General features: G+C 52.0%; 22 protein-coding genes. 14 read left to right on the top strand and 8 right to left on the bottom strand.

Annotation, left to right across the window (positions count from 1 at the left end; translation table 11 throughout):
* Positions 1 to 9: 9 nt before the first annotated feature.
* Positions 10 to 1,449, bottom strand: a complete 1,440-nt coding sequence (locus B0I18_RS09170) for an aminotransferase-like domain-containing protein (protein ID WP_106522385.1) — start codon at positions 1,447 to 1,449, stop codon at positions 10 to 12.
* A 130-nt stretch (positions 1,450 to 1,579) separates the two neighbouring features.
* Here B0I18_RS09170 and B0I18_RS09165 point away from each other — a divergent pair, with 130 nt between their 5' ends.
* Complete coding sequence (locus B0I18_RS09165) at positions 1,580 to 2,551, top strand: DMT family transporter (RefSeq protein ID WP_219905949.1); 972 nt, start codon at positions 1,580 to 1,582, stop codon at positions 2,549 to 2,551.
* Between the two features lie 72 nt (positions 2,552 to 2,623).
* Here the strand turns inward: B0I18_RS09165 and B0I18_RS09160 are convergent, their stop codons facing one another.
* The 3 genes from B0I18_RS09160 to B0I18_RS09155 all read right to left on the bottom strand — a co-directional run bounded on the left by B0I18_RS09160 (position 2,624) and on the right by B0I18_RS09155 (position 5,109).
* Positions 2,624 to 3,337 (bottom strand): DUF2931 family protein, encoded by a 714-nt coding sequence (locus B0I18_RS09160; RefSeq protein ID WP_181358398.1) that lies wholly within the window; start codon positions 3,335 to 3,337, stop codon positions 2,624 to 2,626.
* 5 nt (positions 3,338 to 3,342) lie between these two features.
* The gene (locus B0I18_RS24935; RefSeq protein WP_146146706.1) at positions 3,343 to 3,660 is read right to left on the bottom strand and encodes a hypothetical protein; all 318 of its coding nucleotides are present in this window, start codon (positions 3,658 to 3,660) and stop codon (positions 3,343 to 3,345) included.
* Between the two features lie 117 nt (positions 3,661 to 3,777).
* The gene (locus tag B0I18_RS09155) at positions 3,778 to 5,109 is read right to left on the bottom strand and encodes a PQQ-dependent sugar dehydrogenase (protein WP_106522383.1); all 1,332 of its coding nucleotides are present in this window, start codon (positions 5,107 to 5,109) and stop codon (positions 3,778 to 3,780) included.
* Positions 5,110 to 5,212: 103 nt separating this feature from the next.
* Here B0I18_RS09155 and B0I18_RS09150 point away from each other — a divergent pair, with 103 nt between their 5' ends.
* From B0I18_RS09150 to B0I18_RS09115, 8 genes are all read left to right on the top strand, one after another.
* Positions 5,213 to 5,788, top strand: a complete 576-nt coding sequence (locus B0I18_RS09150; protein WP_106522382.1) for a Crp/Fnr family transcriptional regulator — start codon at positions 5,213 to 5,215, stop codon at positions 5,786 to 5,788.
* Between the two features lie 96 nt (positions 5,789 to 5,884).
* On the top strand, positions 5,885 to 6,259 hold the full coding sequence (locus B0I18_RS09145; protein ID WP_106522381.1) for a hypothetical protein: 375 nt from the start codon (positions 5,885 to 5,887) through the stop codon (positions 6,257 to 6,259).
* Between the two features lie 12 nt (positions 6,260 to 6,271).
* A complete protein-coding gene (locus B0I18_RS09140; protein ID WP_106522380.1) occupies positions 6,272 to 7,141 on the top strand; it encodes a pirin family protein in 870 nt (289 codons plus the stop codon).
* Between the two features lie 89 nt (positions 7,142 to 7,230).
* Positions 7,231 to 7,521 carry a GNAT family N-acetyltransferase gene (locus B0I18_RS09135; protein WP_106522379.1) on the top strand — a complete coding sequence of 97 codons (291 nt, stop codon included), beginning with the start codon at positions 7,231 to 7,233 and terminating at the stop codon, positions 7,519 to 7,521.
* 96 nt (positions 7,522 to 7,617) lie between these two features.
* Positions 7,618 to 8,859 (top strand): DEAD/DEAH box helicase, encoded by a 1,242-nt coding sequence (locus B0I18_RS09130; protein WP_106522378.1) that lies wholly within the window; start codon positions 7,618 to 7,620, stop codon positions 8,857 to 8,859.
* A gap of 53 nt (positions 8,860 to 8,912) precedes the next feature.
* Positions 8,913 to 10,076: a sensor histidine kinase gene (locus B0I18_RS09125; protein ID WP_146146704.1), complete on the top strand. Its 1,164-nt coding sequence runs from the start codon at positions 8,913 to 8,915 to the stop codon at positions 10,074 to 10,076.
* Positions 10,077 to 10,087: 11 nt separating this feature from the next.
* Entirely contained in the window at positions 10,088 to 10,630 is a 543-nt protein-coding gene (locus tag B0I18_RS09120; RefSeq protein ID WP_106522376.1) for a GNAT family N-acetyltransferase, read from the top strand.
* Positions 10,631 to 10,640: 10 nt separating this feature from the next.
* Entirely contained in the window at positions 10,641 to 11,426 is a 786-nt protein-coding gene (locus B0I18_RS09115) for an ABC transporter substrate-binding protein (RefSeq protein ID WP_106522375.1), read from the top strand.
* Here B0I18_RS09115 and B0I18_RS09110 read toward each other — a convergent pair.
* Together B0I18_RS09110 and B0I18_RS09105 are read right to left on the bottom strand one after the other, a co-directional pair.
* On the bottom strand, positions 11,420 to 11,998 hold the full coding sequence (locus B0I18_RS09110) for a hypothetical protein (RefSeq protein ID WP_106522374.1): 579 nt from the start codon (positions 11,996 to 11,998) through the stop codon (positions 11,420 to 11,422). The two genes, B0I18_RS09115 and B0I18_RS09110, sit on opposite strands and share 7 nt — an antisense overlap.
* 13 nt (positions 11,999 to 12,011) lie before the next feature.
* Positions 12,012 to 13,382 carry an MORN repeat-containing protein gene (locus tag B0I18_RS09105; RefSeq protein WP_106522373.1) on the bottom strand — a complete coding sequence of 457 codons (1,371 nt, stop codon included), beginning with the start codon at positions 13,380 to 13,382 and terminating at the stop codon, positions 12,012 to 12,014.
* A gap of 127 nt (positions 13,383 to 13,509) precedes the next feature.
* Between B0I18_RS09105 and B0I18_RS09100 the strand changes: the two genes are divergently transcribed.
* Positions 13,510 to 14,472: a beta-ketoacyl synthase chain length factor gene (locus B0I18_RS09100; RefSeq protein ID WP_106522372.1), complete on the top strand. Its 963-nt coding sequence runs from the start codon at positions 13,510 to 13,512 to the stop codon at positions 14,470 to 14,472.
* A 53-nt stretch (positions 14,473 to 14,525) separates the two neighbouring features.
* Here the strand turns inward: B0I18_RS09100 and B0I18_RS09095 are convergent, their stop codons facing one another.
* A complete protein-coding gene (locus B0I18_RS09095) occupies positions 14,526 to 15,098 on the bottom strand; it encodes a thioredoxin family protein (protein ID WP_219905948.1) in 573 nt (190 codons plus the stop codon).
* Positions 15,099 to 15,218: 120 nt separating this feature from the next.
* On the opposite strand from B0I18_RS09095, the gene B0I18_RS09090 reads away from it, so the two are divergent.
* Complete coding sequence (locus B0I18_RS09090; RefSeq protein WP_106522371.1) at positions 15,219 to 15,773, top strand: UbiX family flavin prenyltransferase; 555 nt, start codon at positions 15,219 to 15,221, stop codon at positions 15,771 to 15,773.
* Here the strand turns inward: B0I18_RS09090 and B0I18_RS09085 are convergent, their stop codons facing one another.
* A complete protein-coding gene (locus tag B0I18_RS09085) occupies positions 15,774 to 17,981 on the bottom strand; it encodes a B12-binding domain-containing radical SAM protein (RefSeq protein WP_106522370.1) in 2,208 nt (735 codons plus the stop codon).
* 180 nt (positions 17,982 to 18,161) lie between these two features.
* Between B0I18_RS09085 and B0I18_RS09080 the strand changes: the two genes are divergently transcribed.
* The 3 genes from B0I18_RS09080 (at position 18,162) to B0I18_RS09070 (ending at position 19,782) form a co-directional block, all read left to right on the top strand.
* Positions 18,162 to 18,518 carry a hypothetical protein gene (locus tag B0I18_RS09080; RefSeq protein ID WP_106522369.1) on the top strand — a complete coding sequence of 119 codons (357 nt, stop codon included), beginning with the start codon at positions 18,162 to 18,164 and terminating at the stop codon, positions 18,516 to 18,518.
* Between the two features lie 11 nt (positions 18,519 to 18,529).
* Positions 18,530 to 18,946 carry a hypothetical protein gene (locus B0I18_RS09075; protein WP_106522368.1) on the top strand — a complete coding sequence of 139 codons (417 nt, stop codon included), beginning with the start codon at positions 18,530 to 18,532 and terminating at the stop codon, positions 18,944 to 18,946.
* A 104-nt stretch (positions 18,947 to 19,050) separates the two neighbouring features.
* On the top strand, positions 19,051 to 19,782 hold the full coding sequence (locus B0I18_RS09070; RefSeq protein ID WP_106522367.1) for an SIMPL domain-containing protein: 732 nt from the start codon (positions 19,051 to 19,053) through the stop codon (positions 19,780 to 19,782).
* Positions 19,783 to 19,877 lie beyond the last annotated feature (95 nt).

The raw sequence follows: 19,877 nt of genomic DNA, 5'->3' as shown, positions 1-19,877 counted from the left end.
CTTGTTCATTTAATGCGTATGCGCCAGCTTACCGAGCAGCTTAAGGGTATCGTCCAGCTTATCGCTCCAGCGTACGCCATAGCTCAGCCGCATGCAATTATTAAACTGTTGCTGCAGGGTAAAGATGCGGCCCGGGGCAAAGCTGATCTTATGCCGCACCGCCTTTTCGTAAAGGGCGATGGTATCGGCCTTTTTATCCAGTTCGACCCAAAGCACAAAGCCGCCGTCGGGATGACTTACCTTGGTACCTTCGGGAAAATATTCGGCAATGGCACGGATGTATTGCAGGCAACTGGTGTGCAGGGTTTGCCGCAACCGCCGCAGGTGGTTCTCGTAGCGGCCGTTTTCCAGGAAATTGGCGATCACCTCCTGCGTCAGCGTTGTTGCCGAGATGGAATGAAAGATCTTACGGCGGATCACCTCTTCCTTAAACTTGCCGGGAGCTACCCAGCCTACACGGTAGCCGGGCGCCAGGGTTTTCGATACCGAACCGCACCACAGTACAATGCCGCTCTCGTCGAAGCTTTTGCAGCATAACGGCCGGCTATCGCCAAAGTATACATCACCATAAATATCGTCTTCGATAAGCGGCACATTATGCCGCTCCATCAGCCGCACCACCTCCTGCTTATGACTGTCGGGCATACGGCTGCCCAGGGGATTATTAAAATTGCTGATCAGCAGGCATACTTTGACCTGGTTACGCTCCAACGCCTTTTTCAAGGCATCGATCTCCACCCCGGTACAGGCATTGGTAGGCAGTTCCAGCACCTTAAGCCCCAGGCTCTGCGCCAGTTGCAGGATGCCGAAGTATACCGGGCTTTCGACGGCCACGGTATCGCCCCTTTCGGTAAGCGCCATCAGGCAAAAGGAAATGGCGTTCATACTACCCGCCGTGGTTACGATATCGTTTTCTTCCAGGTTGCCGCCCCAGGTAAACGACCAGCGTGCAATATCGCGGCGCAGTTTGTCGTTGCCCTGTATGTCTTCGTAAGCGGTGCCGCTGCCCGGTAGTTCGCGCATGGCCTGTACCATGCCTTTATTGAGTTTGGCAATAGGCAACAGTTCGTCGGAGGGCACGCTCAGCGATAACAGCGTAAGATCCTTACGGCTGATGTCCTGGTAGATGCGGGTAATGATGTCTTCGGGTTGCCCCTCGTTGCCATGCCGGTTTACGGGTTTGCTGGTAGCCGGTACGCCCAGCCTTTTGCGCGGACAGCTCCGTACATAATAACCCGACTGGGGCCGCGACTCGATCAGGGCTTTGCGCTCCAGCTCGAAATAGGCCTGGGTAGCGGTGCTCATGCTTACGCCATGTTCGCGGCATACCATACGGATAGAGGGCAGCTTATCCCCGATCTTCAATACGCCGGTGTCGATCTGGCGTTCGATGCTCTGGGCAATACGGAGATAAAGATGTTCTTTAGCGGATAAAGCGAGGGTTTTCATAAGACAAACTGTATCGCTCAAAATTAATGTTTTTGTATCTGTATTGGTAATAAAAATTTCGCCACATTTGTCGGGACATTTGTTGATCCGGCCTCCGGGCTTTCCTACCTCCGGCAATCAATATAACCCAATGTTCCCTTCCTGTATGTTCAAAGAGAATACCAGGGCCTACCTGGCCCTTGCTGTAGTTTGCGTGGTATGGGGCACTACTTACCTGGCTATGCGTGTAGGTGTGACCGGCTTTCCCGCCTTCCTGTTTTCCGGCCTGCGGCACTGTACCGCGGCGCTGATACTCTGGCTGGTGCTTCCTTTCCTGAAAAAGAAATTCAGCTTCCGTTACCGCGACGTGATCCGCCAGGTCATTCCCGGCATTTTGATGCTGGGCCTGGGCAACGGTGTTATCGGATGGGCTGAAAAGTACATCCCGAGCGGTCTTGCCGCGCTTATCGTTTCCATTATGCCCCTGTACGTGGTGGTGATCAATTTTATTACCGGCGATGGCCGCGACCTCAATAAAAAGATCGTAACGGGCTTATTGCTGGGCTGTGTGGGCATCGTACTTATTTTTAAAGACAACCTCAGCGACCTGGGCGATGCGCGTTATTTCTGGGGCGTGATCGCAACCTTCCTGGCTTCGCTGGCCTGGGCCGCCGGCACGATCTATATGAAGAAGAGCGCCGCGACTACCGATCCTTATATCAATACGGCGCTGCAGCTTACCAGTGGCGGCCTGTCGCTGATCCTGGCCTCCTTCTTCCTGGATGATTACAGCGAACTGCAAACCGTAAGCAGCGACAGTATATGGGCCCTGGTCTACCTGATCCTTTTCGGCTCCCTGCTTTCTTATTTCTGTTATCTCTACGCCATCCGCAACCTGCCGGTAGGACTGGTAGCGGTATATGCCTATATCAATCCCTTTATCGCGGTGGGCCTGGGTTTCCTGATCCTCAACGAAAAGGTAACGCCTTATACGGCCATAGCCTTTGCCACTACGGTTACCGGGGTATATTTTATTAATGCAGGTTATAGAAAAAAGAAGCCCCGGGAGGAAGTAAAAGACACGGCGCAAGCCCAAACGCTGGAAGATACCAAGGTAAGTTAGGTATAATCTATCCATAAAAAGACAACACCCCGGTTGCTGCCGGGGTGTTCTCTTTTTTTACGCAAAGGAGTATTAGTCCACGTCCTTGCCGGTGTAGTGCGAAAGACTATCGCCGTAACTGGCGCCGGCTTCCCAGCCACGGGCCATTTCCCGGCGCAGGCTATCGGGCAGGCGGTCGAATACTTCATCGAGGTATTCCTGTTTGGGCAGGCGTTTGCGATAATAGGTATCATCACCTTCAGGCTCGCGGGCCGCGATCACCGTTTTCAGTACCTGTTGCTCGAAACCCTTGCCCCGCAACCATAACACGACCTTGCCGCCATTGCCGATGCCGAGCACAAAATAAAGACCGCGGCGGCCCTGGTCGCTGGTACCCATGCTACGGGTGGTGTTCTTTTTAACAGCTTGCTCAAAAGCCCGCCTGATCTGCTCCCGGGGCAGGTCCAGGGTATCGCGGTAAAATTTACTATCCCTGTAGGATGCATATTTCAGTACCAGTTTTTCGGGCAGGCGCATTGCCGTTCTTACTTCCGGGAAAAAGTATTCGTCGCCCCAGGTGGTGTTGAAGTCGTTCACATCCCGATTATCGAACCAGCTGTCGTCGTTAGGATCGGCCGTGATAAAATAAGCCTCCCTTACATATACCGGGTAGGATGCCGGCGCCGATATACTGCTGAAATAGTAATAACGTTCCCAGCTTTTATACCGGCATATCCGCACGACAATGGCCACCAGCACGATGCAGGCCAACGCCAGGTAGGCCCTGTTGATAAAATTCAGTTTCATAATGATTAGTGTTGGAAGGCATGCGCCAGTTGTGCTACATACCACAGCAGGCCGAGCAGGATAAGCCCGATAAGCAGGGCAATGCCAAACAGCCATTTACCGATACGATACCCTTTGCCATGATAACTGAAGGCATAACCGCCCAGTAAAACGATAACACCGGTAAAACAGATAATACCGTTCTCAATCGCCTGGCTTTCTGAATTATCGGCACCGCCGGCGCCTACATGGGCAAATATAAAAAGCAGGATGACGTTCACGACGATCAGCGAGACACTGATCCGGCTGTTCTTTTGTTTTATGGTTTCAGGGGTATGATCCATATCCTTTATGGGTTATAAACAAGCATTAAGGGCTTAAAGATAAGGAGTAAACAGGAAGCGGGCGCCAGGCCTATGCCTGTTTATAAACAAGATGCAACAGGCATGTGTCGATACTGCTTATTTTGCCGGTGACAATACGCTGAAAATAGTATTGCCGGCATCGTCGGCCACCAGCATATAGGTGGCGGTAAAAGCCACGCCTACCGGGCGGCCGTACACCTCATCCTTCTTGCCTTCGATCCGGAAACCCGTCAGGAAGTCCTGCATTCCGCCCGAAGGCTTGCCGTTTTTAAAGGGTACAAAAGCGACCTTATAGCCTGTAAGTTCGGTACGGTTCCAGGAACCGTGCTGTCCTATAAAAGCGCCGCCACGATAAGGTGCGGGGAATATACCGGCCTGGTCGAAAGCCAGGCCCAGGGATGCGGTGTGCGCACCCAGCGGCACATCGGGTACAATGGCCTTACCGATCCACTCCTTGCCTTTTCCCTCCAGGCGCGGATCGGCATGCCTGCCCCAATACACATAGGGCCAGCCATAAAAACCACCGTCCCGCACACTGGTAAGGTAGTCGGGCACCAGCTCGTCGCCCAGGCCATCGCGTTCATTAACGGCCGTCCATAAGGTAGTGGCGCCGGGCGCCCAGTCCATGCCTACAGGGTTACGCAGCCCCGAAGCATATATCCTTTCGCCGCTGCCATCGGGATTGATCTCGAGTATATTGGCCCTGCGTTTTTCGTTATCCATGCCATGTTCGGCCACATTGCTGCCCGAGCCCACGGATACATAAAGTTTAGTACCGGCGGCATTGCTGACGATGTTGCGTGTCCAGTGGTTGTTATACCCGCCGGCAGGCAACGGCAGTACCTGTTGCCCTGCAGCCTTCATTACGGTTTGTCCTTCGGTATAGGGAAAACGCAGGAGGCCATCGGTATTGGCTACATAAAAATAACCGTTCAGGATCAGCATACCGAAAGGCTGGTAGAGCCGTTCAAGAAAGACATACCGTTCCTCTGCAACACCGTCATGATCTTTATCGCGGAATAAAGTGATGCGGTTGGCACTGCCCGTGGGCCCTGCCTGCTCCGATTTATCTTTACCGATGATCTTATCGCGTACCTTGACTACCGCGCTCTTTTGCGTACTGGCTTCGGAAACGAAGATATCGCCGTTGGGCGCAACATAGATCCAGCGCGGGTTTTGCAAACCCGATGCAAATTGTTTTACCGTAAAACCCGCAGGGGCTACAGGCAATTGCCCTGCAGACCAGCCTTTGACTTTAGAGAAATTAACGGCAGAAGGTGTGGCGTATGGCTCGGGCATACCGCCCTGCCCGCTTTGCTGCGCCAGGCTGTCTGTACGCGGTACCGATCCTTCCGAACCCGTACCGGCACAGGATAAGAGGCCCATGATTGTAGCTGCCATCGTAATGGTAAGATATCTGTATTGCATAGCCCTTTCGTTTTGGTTCATGATCTTTCCTTATCTTAGTCCAACAAAACATAAGCCGGTTTGTTGCCGGCATGGGGCGACCGTCCTTTATTACACCTGCTTTATGTCTACCGGCCTGCTGTTTCAACATATCGAAAAACATATCCCGCTCGACGCGGAAGAGCAAGCTTTTGTCAGCAGCCTGTTGCAGGTTAAGAAGCTGAAAAGGAAGCAGGTGCTGTACCAGGAAGGCGATATCCACAAATACCAGGTATTCGTTACCGCAGGCTGTCTGCGCAGTTATTCGATCGATCATAACGGGTTTGAACATATCCTGCAGTTTGCCCCCCCGGGCTGGTGGATCGGCGATATGCGCAGCTTTACCACGCAAACGCCCGGCGTATTGCATATCGACGCGGTAGATAAAAGTGAGATCCTCCTGATCGCTAAAGCAGATGTAGAGCGGCTTTACCGGCAACTGCCACCATTCGAACGTTTTTTCCGCATACTGGCCGAGAATTCGATTGCCACCTACCAGCACCGTATGATCGACAGCCTGAGCCTCTCGGCTATGGAACGATACGATAACTTTTGCCGTACCTACCCTTCCCTGATCCAATGCCTGCCGCAGAAACAGGTGGCCGCTTATATCGGCGTTACACCCGAGTTCCTGAGCAAAATGCTGAACAAGCCCGCATAAGCCTTATACCCTCGTTTTTCTTAATCTACATTATTGTTTCCGGCTGTAGTGCGGGTGTACCTTTGCTATGCAATCCAAAAACAAAAAGGAGCAATGATGAACAAAATAGAAATTATGGTTGCAGGCCATAATGAACAGCGCCTGCAAACCGCAGCATCAAGGCTGGAAGCTCACTTTACCTGTATCGCCATACCGGCAAATGGTACCGAAGCGGCTATCGAACAGTTTTACCGCAACGACCTGGATATCGTGATCCTGGATCACGACCTGGAAGCCGCAGCGACCGCTAAACTGGAAAACCTGCTGAGCCGCCAGAACCGCGACCTGGTATGGGCCAGGCTTACTACCGGCGACGATGTGATCGCCGTAGCGGAACAGGCGCTGACGCAATACTATACCGCCCGCCAGGCTTCCGTTTCCGTACAGGACGATGCCTTACATGCAACGCGGTTCAACATTACTATCGAATAAAAAACAACAACAATGAATAAGCAAATAGAAAAAGTATTTTCCCGTCCTGCCCAATTCGGCATGGTCGGCGATGGATTCAGGGTGTATAACTATATACCCGGCGCCTTTAACCTGCGCCGCAGGATGAGTCCCTTCCTGATGCTGGACTTTAACCCGGCCTATGACTTCGGCCCCTCTGAGAAACTGCGTGGCGTGGACGTACACCCGCATAAAGGTTTTGAAACCGTGACTATTGCCTATAAAGGCAGTGTGGCCCACCACGACAGCGCAGGCAACAGCGGTGTGATCAACCCCGGTGATGTACAATGGATGACGGCCGGCGCCGGCATCCTGCACAAAGAATACCACGAGCAGGAGTATGCCCGTAAAGGCGGCCCCTTTGAAATGGTACAGCTGTGGGTAAACCTGCCTGCCAAAGACAAAAATACCCCGGCGCATTACCAGTCGCTGACCGCGGATAATATGGGTAAACTCGAACTGCCGGGTAATGCCGGCCAGGTTACCGTAATCGCGGGTGACTTTAACGGAACCCGCGGCCCGGCCGATACCTATACACCGGTAAACCTGTCGAGCCTGAAACTGAATAAGGGCGGCAGCATTACCACCAGTAGCCCTGCGGCATTCAATACCATGCTGCTGGTGATAGAAGGCAGTATTACCGTAAACGGCGCCAATGCTGCGGAACACAGCTTCGTATTGTTTAAAAACGAAGGCGAAACGCTGGAGATCAGCGCCAATGAAGACAGCGTGATCTTACTGCTGAGTGGTGAGCCGATCGATGAACCGATTGCCGCCTATGGTCCCTTCGTAATGAATACCCAGGAAGAGATCATGACTGCCATACAGGAATTCAATGCCGGTAAATACGGCACACTTGCCTAAACAGGAGCCGGTTGCCACTACAGCAACCGGCTTTGTCTTTTCATTACGAACCATTTCCGGCCGTTTTTGTAATTTCAAAAAAGAGTTTTATGTCTATAGATTATAATGCACTCACCCTGAACGACAATATCAACGAACACCGTTTCGAAATGCCGGTGGGCGAACATATTGCCTTCCTGGAGTACCGCGACAAACCCGAATATATAGCGCTGATCCATACCGAAGTGCCCGAAGCGCTTGAAGGACAAGGCATCGCGGCGATACTGGTCGAAAAGGTGCTGACCTTTATCCGGGAAAAGGGCAAAAAGATACTGCCGCTGTGTACTTATGTACAGCATTACCTCAGCAAACATCCCGAGTGGAACGACCTGGTCCATTAAGGAAATTGCAGTTAGCCTGTACTTTATGCCCGGTCTTAGCGGTCAAAAAATGCTACCTTTGCCGCTTAAAGACCGCTGCAAAGCATAAGATCGCATATGAAATTCGAGCAATACAACATATCCCCGGAAATAAAAAGAAGCCTGGAAGAACTGGGGTTCAGACGCCCTACCGATATACAGTTCAAGTCCATTCCTTCGATTCTGAAAGGCGATGATGTATTGGCTATTGCACAGACCGGTACCGGCAAGACTGCCGCATTTGCCATTCCTATCCTGCATATGCTGCAGCAACGCAGCAGCATGAACTCCAGGCGGCAGGTAAAATGCCTGGTAATGGTACCGACCCGCGAACTGGCCGTGCAGATCGCCGAGGTGTTTGATGTGATCGGGAAATATACCCGGCTCAATATCCTGGGCCTGTACGGCGGTGTAGACCAGGATAGCCAGATCCGCAAACTGGATCGTGGTGTAGACGTACTGGTAGCCACCCCCGGCCGCATGTTCGACCTGGTAAGCCAGGAGCATATCGACCTCAGCAGGGTCGACGTGCTGGTACTCGACGAAGCCGACCATATGCTCGACCTCGGCTTTATCAAAGATATCCGCGATGTATTGCGCCACCTGCCCCGCAAACACCAGACCCTCTTCTTCTCCGCCACGATCGATAAAGAGATCAAAGACCTGGCCTATTCCGTGGTGTATAACCCCATACGGATACAGGTATCGCCCAAAGATCCCGTTTCCAAAAACGTAAACCACTCGCTGGCTTTTATTGAAATGGATGATAAGCGTTTCTTCCTGGAACGCCTGGTCAAAGAACTGCCCGACAACAAGATCCTCGTTTTCGTAAGGACCAAGGTACGCGCCGAAAGGGTGCACAATGCCATGGCCCGGATCGGTATCAATACCATTACGATGCATGGCGATAAAGAGCAGCAGGACCGGCTGAAGATCATGGATGAATTCAAGAGCGGGGAAAGCAAGATCATGATCACTACCGATGTCAATGCCCGTGGTATCGATATCCCCGATGTGGACTTCGTAGTGAACTACGACCTGCCCGAAGTACCCGAAAACTATGTACACCGTGTAGGCCGTACCGGCCGCGGGGTAAAGAAGGGACAGGCCGTATCGTTTTGCAGTACCGAAGAAAAACCGCTGCTCGAGGCTATCGAAAACTATATGGGTACCAAAATCAGGGTGATGCAGATCGATAAGACCGAATACCAGGAAACGCTCAGCTTTACCGACGATACCCCTAACGATAACTGGAAGCTGTTGCTCGACGAGCAGGAAGCATTTGAAAAACAATCCAGGCGAAAGAAAAATAAAAAGTAGGACTAACCGTTTGCGCTTTGATCCCTTGCGCTATTGTCCTTATTTTTGAATCCATGCGTAAATTTTTCAACCGGAGAACCTACCTCATCATAGCGGCACTGGCCATAGTCGGCTTTGCCTTGTATTACTTTAACCGCATTGCCGGCGATATGGCCGTTGAAGAACAGGCCAAGGTAAATACGCTGATCGAGGCCCTGAATACCGTCAACAATGCGTCAGCAAGCTCTTTGGGCAATGATATCACCTTTGCCTCCAAAGTGATTACGCAGAATACCAGTATCCCGCTGATCATTACCGACGAAAAGGGCAATATCCAGTACCATGTCAACCTCGACTCCACGCGCCTGCGGCAGGACAGCAGTTATATCAAACGCAAGCTGGAAGAGTTTGGCCGGTTCCATATGCCCATTCCTTCTTTCTACCCCGTAGCCAATAACCAGGTGGGCAAAAACCTGGTGTATTACGGCGACTCCAGCCTGCTGCGCAGCCTCAAGTATTACCCCCTGCTGCTGATCGCCATTACCTGCGTATTCCTGCTGATTGTATTTATCGCGGTATCCAATGCCCAGCAAAGCCTGCAGAACCAGGTATGGGTGGGCATGTCGAAAGAGACGGCACACCAGATCGGCACGCCGCTGACCTCGATCGTAGCCTGGATGGAATTACTGAAGGACAACGAAAGCAACCGCGAGTGGGTGGAGGAAATGGAGAAAGATGTAACCCGCCTGCAACTGATCGCCGACCGTTTCTCCAAAATCGGCAGTATACCCGAACTGAAAGAGGAGAACCTGATCGAACGCCTGCAGGGCATGGTGGACTACATGCGTATGCGTAAACCCAATAAGGTAACCATCGACTTCGACCATGGCACCGAAGAAGATGTACAGGTGCTGCTGAGCGCGCCCCTGTTCGACTGGGTAATCGAAAACCTGATCCGTAATGCCCTCGATGCCATGGAAGGCCAGGGCCGCATATTTATACAGTTGACCAACCAGCCCAGGCTGGTTACCATCGATATAAGCGATACAGGCAAAGGCATACCGAAAAACAATTTCAAGAAAGTATTCGCTCCCGGCTATTCGACCAAGAAACGCGGATGGGGACTGGGCTTATCGCTGGCCAAGCGTATTATCCAGAAATACCACCATGCCAGCATATTCGTAAAACAGTCGGAACCCGGCAAGGGCACTACATTCCGGATCATTTTCAGAAGATAAGCACAAGTAATATGCACGCTACCGACCACAACGCTCCCCTGCACATACGGCCCGCTACCGAAGCCGACGTGCCGGGCATACTGGAGATCTATAACGACGCCATACTGCATACCACGGCCATTTACAATTATGTGCCGCATAGCCCGGACATGCGCCTGGCCTGGTTGCGCGAAAGACAAGAGCAAGGCTTCCCGGTACTGGTGGCCGACAGCCGGGGCGCCGTTGCAGGGTATAGCAGCCTCGGTCCTTTCCGCGCCTTTGCCGCCTATAAATATACCGCCGAGAGTTCGGTGTATGTACACCCGGAGCACCGGGGCAAAGGCATAGCCAAAATGCTGATGCCGCCGCTGATCGAAGCCGCAAAGGCCATGGACCTGCATACCATCGTAGCCGGTATCGATGCCAGTAACGCGGCCAGTATTAAACTGCATGAGCAGTTCGGCTTCGAGCAGGTAGCCCATTTTAAACAGGTGGGTTATAAGTTCGACCAGTGGCTCGATCTCTTATTTTTACAACTGCTGTTACCTACGCCAGCCGCGCCGGTAGCGATTTAAACCTTTGCCTATGTCTTTTCTTCCCGGCCCGCACCAGCTGAGCGGCCTGCCCCGCAGGATCGTATCGCTGGTACCTTCGCAGACCGAGTTGCTCTACCACCTGGGACTGGACGAAACCGTGGCCGGTATTACCAAGTTTTGCATTCACCCCGAAACATGGTTCCGCAGCAAGCCGCGCATAGGCGGCACCAAAACCGTACACTTCGATAAGGTACAGGCTTTGGCCCCCGATCTTATTATTGCCAACAAAGAAGAGAATGTACGCGAACAGGTGGAATCCCTTACCACGATAGCACCGGTATGGATGAGCGATATTCATAACCTGCAGGATTCGGAAGCCATGATCGCCGCTGTAGGCGCGCTTACCGGCAGGACCGGAGCAGCGGCAGCCATCAATAAAAACATCAGGGAAGGTTTTGCTGCCATTGCACCGCCGGCGTTTGCCCCTTCGGTGCTTTACCTGATCTGGCGCGATCCCTGGATGACGGTGGGACGCGATACCTTTATACACGATATCCTTAACCGGATAGGTTTACAGAATGCCTGGGCAGAAGCGGACCGCTACCCGCAGATCAGCGCCGCCGAAATAAGCGAGCGTAACCCGCAGTATATCTTCCTGTCTTCGGAACCTTACCCCTTTAAAGAAAAACATATTGCGGAGCTACAGGCTATCGTGCCGCAGGCGCATATCCTGCTGGTCGATGGAGAAATGTTCAGCTGGTATGGCAGCCGCCTGCAATGGGCCGGCCCTTACCTGCAGGCCTTACTGGAACAGATGCAGCAAAGGCATCAGTAATAACCGAAATATACCTTGGCATAAGTGCTGTACTCGATATTGATCTCGTCTTCTTCTTCGTAATGTTCATAATCTTCGCGGCTCACTTCGATACTGAGCCTGCTGGAGGAGCGGAGATAAAAGTGGCAGGTATCATTATGGGTCATATACACCTTACGGGATATGGTGGTCTGCTCCACGGTTTTAAGCCCCCGCCGTATATCGGTGATCACCCGCTTAAGGGTACGTACATAACTGATATAACCTGCCAGGCTGATGAGGAACAACAGGAACAGGATGCCGATAAAAAAAGCATACCGGCTGCCAAAAGACTCTTCGTGAACGGGCAGATGACGTTTGGCATCGTTGACCCGCCGGATACTTTCAAGTACGGCGCCCGCGCCAAAGGGCAGTATAACAAAAGCGATACACAAGGTACGCAGCGTACGCACAAGGCTCGACCGGTCCTTGTCGCGTTTGGCAACAAGGAAAGCCAGTTCAGACTCCTCCATCGGCTCTTCGTTCGGGTAAGGCACAGCAGGCTTATGCTGCTGCGAACCACCCTGGCGATATCGTATTATATTACGGGACATAATTTACCTGCGTCTATTCTTTAATCAGGCCTGCGATCCAGTTCAGGCAATCGCCGGCATCGACGATCGACCAGGAATGCGGGTGCCGCGTACCGTCTACCCGGTAGCCCTTGCCCAAAGCGGGTATGAGCTCGGCCTGCTTATTGCCGTTTATCGTTAAAAAATTGATCATAGCCGAGAGGCTCGCCGCATTCATATGGTAGTAGTCGCGATTCCTGTTCTTTAATTGCCAGAGGATATCAGGATCGCAATACAGCCTTACCGGCACATCCAGCAAGTACCGGGCATTACCGCCATCAGCCTGGCCCCGCGAAAACTGCGAACCGGCGATATACCGGTCGCGGAACTGTTCGGGCGGCCCGCCATACAACTGGTGAAAATAGTCGACCAGGAAATGATCTTCGTTCCAGGCCAGTTGTTTGCCCGCCGTAAGATTATTGGAATCTTTAGCATAAGCCGCAATTTCTTCGCGGGCCCGCAGGTACAGGTCCTCCATATCGACCGGCGGATCTACGCCGATTACGGCCATAGGCCTGATCAGCGTGCTACAGGCGGGGTTACGCGACATCTCGGTATATTGCAGCGCATTCTCGCCACCCAGCGACAAACCGCTTAATATGAATGTACCCGGCGGAGCCTTGTAGATGGCCATGACATCGGCAAAGACCCGGTTTAAAAAATTAAAGGCGAAGGTATCGTGCTCCAGGCCTTTGTTGCTATTGGCCGATACCACGACCATGAGTATGCCCTTCCCGAAAGCCTCCTGTATCAGGGTTTTGTTTGCGCTGATCACGTTTTCCGTGTTCTCGCGGGTAGAGGGCAGCAACACCAGGGTAGCCCTGATCCTGTCGCGCGGCGGCAATGCGTAATAGTGCAGCCCGCCCCCACCCGTACTGTAAATGCCGGCCGTATCCCTGAAAGGCAATACATGTTTGCTTAAGCGGTTTAAAAAGAAGGTATCCAGGTCGAGGAACATACCGTTCACAAAATTACCCTCGAGCCTGCCGCCATTTTCAAATACCATTTTGCCTTTCCCGTTCAGCTGCCCGTTGTAAAAAGTACCTTCCATACGGGCATAGTTCCGGATATCGTAACGCCCCTGCCCTGCGGGTTTTCCCTGGCGCAGGGCGCCTTCGTAGGTTGCTGTTAATTGCTCGCCCTCATACCAGGTAAGCGTGCCCTGGCCTTCTGCATATTTATTTTTACAGCCGCCGGTCCAGGTCACCTTGTCTTGGGGCCCGTAGTACTCGTCCCATACCAGGCAGCCCTTCATGGCGTCTTTTATAAATTGCGGTTGCCCGTTTTGGGCAGATGCGCCCAGGGCCCCCAGCAACAGGAGGATAGCCGTTATTCTTTTCCAGGTAATGCGGTTCAGGTAGTGCATAGTAAGTCCTTAAAATTAGTTTAAAATTACGCTAAGCGCGTTTTATTTTCCCCGGACAGGTAGTTCCGGCACTTCGTTTTTTGTGCGGCACCGATTAAAGTTTATTTTTGACCTTCATACCCTGCTTATGTATATCAACAGTTTTTGCAGCATTACGCCTGCCGGTACCCTTACTTCCAAAAGCGACTTGCCGCAATCGGCAGGGCTCACCGCAGCGCGTGCAAACTGTGCAGAACCTGACTATAAAGACCTGATACCGCCGATGCAACTGCGCCGGATGACCAAACCGGTACGCACCGGCGTGGCCGCTGCAAAATTATGCCTGCAGGAAGCCGGTGTGAGTATGCCTGATGCCATACATGCCGGTACGGCTTTCGGTATGTTGCAGGATTCCGAAAATTTCCTGGGTAAAATGATCGGGCAGGAGGAGCAGGCGCTTTCGCCTACTTCGTTTATCCAGTCCACGCACAATACCGTAGCGGGCCAGATCGCACTGAGCCTCGGCTGCAACGCCCATAATATGACCTATGTGCATAAAGGGCATTCCTTTGAAAGCGCGTTGCTCGACGCCGCATTAACCCTGGAGGCACAACCGGACTACCAGGTACTGGCCGGCGCCGTAGACGAATGCACCGATACCAGTTACGACCTGCTGAACCGGTTCCATGTTTTTGCAGCAGGGGCAACGGCCGGCGAAGGTGCGGCGTTCTTCCTCTTATCGCAAAAGGCACAAGTCCATTCGCTGGCGCAGATCAGGGCCTTCGATATGTTCGTTGCCCGCACCGAAGAAGAAGCGGGGGCTCAGTTACAGGCATTTTTCGACAGGCAGGGCCTGCAACCCGCAGCCACCGACCTGTTGCTCGACGGCTCCGTTCTTACAGATACCTCATTTACGAATACCTGGTTTCCGCACCTGAGCACGCTGCCTTATAAAGCCTGGTGCGGCGAATATCCCACGGCATCGGCCTTTGCCCTGGGCCTGGCCACGCAGCATATCAGCGCCGGGCGGGAACGCTGCTGGATCCTGAGCCGTACAGGCCGGTACTGGAGCGCCTGGTGCATCGATAAAATAAAACCTGCAGCTGTTTAAGACTGCAGGTTTTTTATGACCGGGAACACCCGGATTACCTAATTTACTGATGCTTACTTGCCCCATTCGGCCTTAAAGCCGTGCTGCCAGTCGTTCCAGGACATTTTCTTATGGTTGTCGCCGGCGATGTATTTCAGTACGCTTTCCATCTGGAAGGTTTCCATATACCCCGGCATAGGCTGGGCATTTTTAAAGCCTTCTTCCATAATCACCGTTGTCGGGTACGACATCTGTCCGCTCATTAATTCTACTGCGAGCTGGTTGGCCCTGTTCTGTTCGATGAACTCCCATTTTTTACCGGCGAAATTGATCGGCGCGCGTTGTTCCGCGTTGAACTTAACGGCATAGAAATTTTCGTTGACATACTTGATCAGGGCGGCATTGGTATAGGTCTTTTTGTCCATTACCTTACACCAGCCGCACCAGTCGGTATAGATATCGACCAGCACCTTACGGGGCTGCTCTTTCATTTTCTTTTCCGCTTCTTCGAAGGTCAGCCAGTGAATCTCGTTGGCCGCTGCTACCTCGGTTTCTTTGGGTGCAGATGCTTCATTTCCTTTCTGGTTGCCGCAGGCTGCGCCCGAAAAGGCGGCCAGCACGCACATCATTAATACAAAACGTTTCATAAACAGCTTTTATCCTAATATACCGGGCCGCTGGTCGCGACCGGCCATTTTAGGGGTTATACTTTGCAATTTACAAATTAGATGCTTTAGTTTTGCTCCATTAACATTAAATTCAGCAGGATGAAAATAGCAGTAGCGGTAACCGGCGCCAGCGGATCGATCTATGTACAGCAGTTGCTGCATAAGCTGCAGCAGATGCAGGACCAGGTCGAGGAGGTAAGTATCGTATGGAGCGATAATGCTAAAACCGTGTGGGAAGAAGAGCTGAGCAACCGGAATTTTGACCGTTTCCCTTTTAAGGTATGGCATAAACACGACTTCTATGCGCCTTTCGCATCGGGCAGCTCCGACTATAAAGCGCTTATTATTTGCCCCTGTAGCATGGGCACCCTGGGCCGCATCGCAGGCGGCATCAGCGATAACCTGATCACCCGCGCAGCCGATGTGATGCTGAAAGAAAGAAGGAAACTTATTTGCGTGATCCGCGAAATGCCCTACAGCCTGATCCATATCAACAATATGAAAGCCGTAACCGAAGCCGGCGGTATTATCTGCCCCGGGTCGCCATCGTTTTACCATAAGCCGGTAACCCTCGAAGATGCCACGCAAACCGTTGTAGACCGGGTATTGAACCTCTGCGGACTCGACCCCAAAGGTTATAAATGGGGACAGTGATTACAGCAATAAAAGGCCATGATCCCGCAACTGCAGCACAGCTTCGTCCTGCCAGAAATCGTCGAAATCGCTGAACTCTTCCTGCTCCAGTTGTTCGAAAGCTTTGACGAACTCGCCATAAGTAAAGGTCTTATCATTCGTTATCGATAATAAGGGGAACAGCTCCAGCAGCCATTTCCCGGTCTTTTCGGGGATAATGATCTCCACGTCTTCCCGTTTTACGGGGAACTGCAATACCGTACGGGTATAGGTTTTACCCTTCTTCGTCTTCGTATGGGTTTCCATTGCGGGCTGCCCGCCGATCCATACCATCTTCGTACTGGGCTTTATGGTTTTCTCTTCCGGTTCGGTAAGCGCCTCTTCGATATAACCGGCCGGTACACGGGTACGGGGCACCTTAAAATCGAACCAATCCTGCAGGGGAAAATCGAAGCAGATGCCATGCATATAGTTAAACAGCGATTTGCGCAGGCCCGAGCTAAAGGTCTCATGATCGCAACCGGTGGGATCGGTATGTTCGAGATCGTTGTTGGCAAAACTACCCGCCAGTTCGGATACCCGCTTTACCTTAAACTGCTCGGGAAACATACCCACTGGACTATGCGCCGTCATGGCAAACTGGTGCCAGAAGCCCGACTGGACCACGTTCAGCATAAACAACTGCCGCACCACCTCCAGGGCATCGATCGTTTCCTGTGCGGTTTGTGTCGGGAAACCATACATCAGGTAAGCATGCACCATAATACCGGCGGTGGTAAAATTATCGGCCACGCGTGCTACCTGTTTTACCGTAACCCCTTTGTTGATGAGCTGGAGCAAGCGGTCTGAAGCCACTTCCAGGCCGCCGGATATGGCAATACAACCCGATGCGGCAAACAGCCGGCAAAGGTCGGCTGTAAAACTTTTTTCGAAACGAACATTGGTCCACCAAACCACGGTAAGCCCGCGGCGCAGGATCTCGAGCGCCAGTTCGCGCATCAGGGCCGGTGGCGCAGCTTCATCTACAAAATGAAACCCGTTCTGCCCGGTCTGGTTGATGATCTCTTCGATCTTATCGACCAGGACCCTGGCCGACGCGGCTTCGTAGGTTTTGATATAATCGAGCGAAATATCGCAGAAGGTACATTTGCCCCAGTAACAGCCATGCGCCAGGGTAAGCTTATTCCAGCGCCCGTCGCTCCAGAGGCGGTGCATGGGATTGGCGATCTCGATCACCGAAAGATAGCGGTCCAGCGGCAGGTCCGAATAGTCGGGTGTGCCCACATCTTTCTGTTTATAGTCCGGCAGCATAGAACCGTTGAAATAGGTAACTACACCGTCCAGCAATGCAAAGGTGCGTTTGAGGAAATCGATGGGACGCTTGCCTTCCAGGTACTCGAGCAGGTGCAGGATGGGCGCCTCGCCATCGTCGAGGGTAATAAAGTCGATAAAGCGGAACACCCGCGGATCGGTAAGCGAGCGCAGTTCGGTATTGGCATAACCGCCGCCCAGGCATACTTTGATATGCGGATAATGTTTTTTAATCCACTGCCCGCATTTAAAAGCGCTGTACAGGTTACCGGGAAAAGGCGCCGATATGGCAACGAGCGTCGGTTGCTCGGCCGCGATCTTCAGTTCCAGCCTGCGGAACAAAAGGGTGTCGATATAGGTATCATCGGCGCTGAGCGCGGTATCCAGCTCGTCGAAGGTAGATGCCGAACGCCCCAGGCGCTCTGCATAACGGCTGAAACCAAAATGCGGGTCCACCGCTTCGATAATAAGATCGGAAATATCTTCGAGGTAAAGCGTAACCAGGTGCCGGGCCTTGTCGCGGATACCCATAGCGCCGAAGGCCCATTCCAGGTCGGCCACCTGGGCAAAGCGCGAGGCTTCGGGCAGGTAGTTGCCGGTGCATACCAGGTGCGCCAGTGTGGGATTACGGTCCTGCAGGAAATCGATAACCGGTGCGATCGTCTTCAGGTACTCCTGCTTCAGGTTCATAATACGCCGGCTGTTGGCCGACAGGGTTTTGCCCGACCGGGCCACGGTATCAAATAACGCCCGTAATCCCTGCTCCGAAAAGAGTTCGAGAATGACCTCTATACCCATATCCGACTGGTATGCGGGTACCTGTTGGGTATTGAGAAAACCCTTCAGGTAGGCGGTAGCCGGGTAAGGCGTATTGAGCTGGGTAAAAGGAGGTGTTATTAAAAATACTTTCTGGTTCAAAACGGGCGCACTATTAGTCCTGCAAAGGTATTGAATTGCCTACAGATTGCCGGGCTGCGGTGTAATTAGATGTCCCGGAAAGTGAATTGAATTTTATTTTCAGAAATTATTGAAAATTCAGAATATACTACTATCTTTGTGCAGCAAATGCAACGATAAGCTTTTTAAAACGCAAAGGTTATGAACAGCAATATTGTAGCCTATATTATTTACCTCGTCCTGATGGTGTATATTATTTACTGGCTGGGCAGGCTATTTCATCGCAGTGGCCGGGTATTCATACTGCAATTGTACAAAGGCGATACCGCGTCTACCGATACCACCAATAATATCCTGTTGATCGCCTATTACCTGTTCAATATGGGGTATGCCTTCCTGAAGCTCCGCAGTTGGGAGCGCATCCGCAGCCCGGCCCAGCTCATCGATTCGCTCAGCGGCAATATCGGCATCCTCATCCTGATCCTGGCCGTAACCCATTACTTCAATATGTTGCTTATTTATTTCCTTGCTCAGAAACACAAAACAATAACCCCTTAATACTTCCTGTTATGAACACTTATCAAGCGCTCCACACCAATACCAATATGGTTATCGCCTATCTCATTTACCTGCCTGTGGCCCTGGCTCTTACCTGGTATGTAGCCCACACCCTTTTCCGCAACAGTATCGTGTTTATGAAAGATATCTTCAACGGCCGCGAAGAGATTGCCCTGGCCACCAATACGCTGTTCCGCATCGGCTTTTACCTGCTCAATATCGGCTTTGCCCTGTATATCCTGAAGATCAACCTGGAACTGGCCGGCGCCCAGGACATTATCGAAGTACTGAGCTATAAAGTGGGCGGATTCAGCATTTACCTGGGCGGTATGCTGTTTCTCAACCTGTACCTCTTCTTCAGGGGCAAAAGGGTGGCCAAACAAAAAAGAATGGAACACAACCGCTTTAACCGCATAGACCCCGAATAAGCCCTGTAACCGGAGTCGAGGCCGCCCTACCCGGGCGGCTTCTTTATTTTTTAACAAAGGGGATTGCCTGAAATATTTTTAACTTTGGTTAAAACCACCCCTTCATGAAAAACGCCCTGAATGCCATTATTATCGGAATAGCCATTGTGTTGTTTGCCCTGATTGCGGGCGCCGCCTTTAAATACAAATACCGCACGGCCGATAAGATTACGGTTACCGGCCTGGCGGAAAAAGATTTTGTAAGCGACCTGATCGTATGGACGGGCAATTACTCCCGGACCAATATGGACCTGAAGACGGCCTATGCTGCCCTGAAAGAGGATGAGCACAATATCAGGGCCTACCTCAGAACCAAAGGCCTGGCCGATGCGGAGCTGGTTTTCTCTTCGGTAGATATCAATAAAGACTTCAGCAACAAATCGGATGAGAACGGCCGTATCGTATCTACGGTGTTTAACGGTTATGTGCTGAAACAAACCGTAAAAGTAGAATCGAAAAATATTGAAAAGGTAGAAGGCATTAGCCGGGAAATTACCGAACTGATCGAGCAGGGCATCGAGATCAACTCCTCGGCCCCGGCCTATTTCTACTCCCGCCTGTCGGAACTGAAGATCGACCTGCTGGCCAAAGCCAGCGCCGATGCCAAAAGCCGCGCCGAAAGCATTGCCAAGAATGCCGGCAGCAGCCTGGGCAGCCTGAAGAACGCTAATATGGGCGTATTCCAGATTACCGGCAAAAACAGCAACGAAGATTATAGCTATGGCGGCGCCTTCAATACCTCCTCCAAAAACAAGACGGCATCGATCACGCTGAAGACGGAGTATGCGGTGGATTAAAATATTTACGGATATACATCATAAGTCGTAGCAGGACGCTATGACAAGTAACCGAACATCCTGGTCATAGCGGGGCGCTATGACCAGTTATATTG

Origin of the sequence: Taibaiella chishuiensis, assembly GCF_003014535.1 — a bacterium.
Taxonomy (GTDB): domain Bacteria; phylum Bacteroidota; class Bacteroidia; order Chitinophagales; family Chitinophagaceae; genus Taibaiella; species Taibaiella chishuiensis.
The sequence above is the reverse complement of the archived record's forward strand: the minus strand, read 5'-3'. Positions and strand labels throughout refer to the sequence as shown.

Excerpts from the sequence above, each read along its gene's own strand:
- B0I18_RS09170 (WP_106522385.1), bottom strand. The coding sequence starts at position 1,449 with ATGAAAACCCTCGCTTTATCCGCTAAAGAACATCTTTATCTCCGTATT.
- B0I18_RS09165 (WP_219905949.1), top strand. The coding sequence starts at position 1,580 with ATGTTCCCTTCCTGTATGTTCAAAGAGAATACCAGGGCCTACCTGGCC.
- B0I18_RS09160 (WP_181358398.1), bottom strand. The coding sequence starts at position 3,337 with ATGAAACTGAATTTTATCAACAGGGCCTACCTGGCGTTGGCCTGCATC.
- B0I18_RS24935 (WP_146146706.1), bottom strand. The coding sequence starts at position 3,660 with ATGGATCATACCCCTGAAACCATAAAACAAAAGAACAGCCGGATCAGT.
- B0I18_RS09155 (WP_106522383.1), bottom strand. The coding sequence starts at position 5,109 with ATGCAATACAGATATCTTACCATTACGATGGCAGCTACAATCATGGGC.
- B0I18_RS09150 (WP_106522382.1), top strand. The coding sequence starts at position 5,213 with ATGTCTACCGGCCTGCTGTTTCAACATATCGAAAAACATATCCCGCTC.
- B0I18_RS09145 (WP_106522381.1), top strand. The coding sequence starts at position 5,885 with ATGAACAAAATAGAAATTATGGTTGCAGGCCATAATGAACAGCGCCTG.
- B0I18_RS09140 (WP_106522380.1), top strand. The coding sequence starts at position 6,272 with ATGAATAAGCAAATAGAAAAAGTATTTTCCCGTCCTGCCCAATTCGGC.
- B0I18_RS09135 (WP_106522379.1), top strand. The coding sequence starts at position 7,231 with ATGTCTATAGATTATAATGCACTCACCCTGAACGACAATATCAACGAA.
- B0I18_RS09130 (WP_106522378.1), top strand. The coding sequence starts at position 7,618 with ATGAAATTCGAGCAATACAACATATCCCCGGAAATAAAAAGAAGCCTG.
- B0I18_RS09125 (WP_146146704.1), top strand. The coding sequence starts at position 8,913 with ATGCGTAAATTTTTCAACCGGAGAACCTACCTCATCATAGCGGCACTG.
- B0I18_RS09120 (WP_106522376.1), top strand. The coding sequence starts at position 10,088 with ATGCACGCTACCGACCACAACGCTCCCCTGCACATACGGCCCGCTACC.
- B0I18_RS09115 (WP_106522375.1), top strand. The coding sequence starts at position 10,641 with ATGTCTTTTCTTCCCGGCCCGCACCAGCTGAGCGGCCTGCCCCGCAGG.
- B0I18_RS09110 (WP_106522374.1), bottom strand. The coding sequence starts at position 11,998 with ATGTCCCGTAATATAATACGATATCGCCAGGGTGGTTCGCAGCAGCAT.
- B0I18_RS09105 (WP_106522373.1), bottom strand. The coding sequence starts at position 13,382 with ATGCACTACCTGAACCGCATTACCTGGAAAAGAATAACGGCTATCCTC.
- B0I18_RS09100 (WP_106522372.1), top strand. The coding sequence starts at position 13,510 with ATGTATATCAACAGTTTTTGCAGCATTACGCCTGCCGGTACCCTTACT.
- B0I18_RS09095 (WP_219905948.1), bottom strand. The coding sequence starts at position 15,098 with ATGAAACGTTTTGTATTAATGATGTGCGTGCTGGCCGCCTTTTCGGGC.
- B0I18_RS09090 (WP_106522371.1), top strand. The coding sequence starts at position 15,219 with ATGAAAATAGCAGTAGCGGTAACCGGCGCCAGCGGATCGATCTATGTA.
- B0I18_RS09080 (WP_106522369.1), top strand. The coding sequence starts at position 18,162 with ATGAACAGCAATATTGTAGCCTATATTATTTACCTCGTCCTGATGGTG.
- B0I18_RS09075 (WP_106522368.1), top strand. The coding sequence starts at position 18,530 with ATGAACACTTATCAAGCGCTCCACACCAATACCAATATGGTTATCGCC.
- B0I18_RS09070 (WP_106522367.1), top strand. The coding sequence starts at position 19,051 with ATGAAAAACGCCCTGAATGCCATTATTATCGGAATAGCCATTGTGTTG.